The following is a 1,353-nucleotide window of genomic DNA, read 5'->3' as shown; positions in this document are numbered from 1 at the left end:
CCGGAAGACGCCCCAAGTGACGTCGCATGGCGAAGAGCAGGCAAAGCGGTGGTTGAAGGAGGGGTTGCACGCGGCGGGTATGGTGCCGAAGGAGTTGCCTCAATTGAAAGGATCGGACCCGAGGAAGCTGGCCTTGGCGGAGCTTCTTTGGAGCCGGACCACGGTTTCGCAAGAGTGGATCGCGGAAAAGCTGTCGATGCGCAGTGCGGCGAACGTGAGTCAGCAGTTGCGACGAATGAAAAAGCGGAAAGCAGAGACCCAGCTGCCTCCCGAACTGAAACGGTTCCTCAAAAATGCGCGGCAGGGCGAATAGCGATCAAACGTTTGTCAAATTTTGCACACTGACCCCCTTTTCCCTTTTCCAGAGCACCTCTCACCTATGCGAGAGGTGCTCTGTTTGGCGCTTACACCTGAGGGTATGAACCGAGGACATCGGTAACAGTCTGACCGGGGAGATGTGTGAAAGGAGTCAACCTCCGATCTCCACACTACCCCCCGGCCGTTGGGCAAGGTTCGGATTTTCGATCAAGTAACGCTCCAGCTCCTCCCAATCATATCCGTCCAGTGGAAAATTCATCCACTTCTCAGGCAAGATTCTCGGCTTCCCTGCCAGCCGGTCCTTCTTGTTCTGTTCCCAAGCCTGCCGACCCAGCAGGCGGAGAATATTGTAGATCGTGTCACGGTCTCTAGGAGGCACTCTTCTCGCCTCCATTAGTTCGAACATTACATTGTCCGCCGTCAGTCGGTCCACGGGCTGCTCCCAGTATAGGTAGTCGTGAACAACCGCAGCCGGAGTAAACCGGCCGTCCTTCTGAACGATAGATTGGGCCCTTGGCGGCACACTGGCAAAATCTGTCACGAATCCTCGAGGCACCTCGCCCTTGACCCTTGTTCTCGGAGCGCTGAACCCCATTGGCTTGGTCAAATACCTGTAGTCGCCATCGGAAAAGTGCTGAACCGCCGGATCATGGACTCGCGCATGCCCCAGACTCGCACATGACGACAGTAGAGCACACACAGGCAAGAGTGAGAGCAAAATCATCCTGAGCATGGTCTAGCCTTTGCAATCCTCCCTCATCCGTCAACCCTGCTAACACAGGGAACTGGGGTCAGGGAACTGGAACTGGGGAACTGGGGAACTGGGGAACTGGGGAACTGGGGAACTGGGGTCAGTGGGAACTGGGGTCAGTGTGCAAACCTTGACAGAATTCACCTCTCCCGTAGCATTCCAGCATGCCCCGCAGCCTGCGACTTGAATTTCCCGGTGCTTTTTACCATGTGATGGCACGCGGCAATCGGCGGGAAAAAATTTTCGATGACGACGATGACCGCCGGTTTTTCCTCGCGACGCTC

The 1,353-nt window shown here is 56.2% G+C and carries 1 protein-coding gene and 1 pseudogene; one reads left to right on the top strand and one right to left on the bottom strand.

Annotation, left to right across the window (positions count from 1 at the left end; all coding sequences use genetic code 11):
• Nucleotides 1–313, top strand: a pseudogene (locus ACFQY0_RS21110) (hypothetical protein); the annotation flags it as partial.
• A 156-nt stretch (nt 314–469) separates the two neighbouring features.
• On the opposite strand, the gene ACFQY0_RS21105 reads toward ACFQY0_RS21110, so the two are convergent.
• Entirely contained in the window at nt 470–913 is a 444-nt protein-coding gene (locus tag ACFQY0_RS21105) for a DUF1353 domain-containing protein (protein ID WP_379717013.1), read from the bottom strand.
• Nucleotides 914–1,353 lie beyond the last annotated feature (440 nt).

Source organism: Haloferula chungangensis, assembly GCF_042664875.1.
GTDB lineage: Bacteria > Verrucomicrobiota > Verrucomicrobiia > Verrucomicrobiales > Akkermansiaceae > Haloferula > Haloferula chungangensis.
This window is presented reverse-complemented; position numbering and strand designations above follow the sequence as displayed.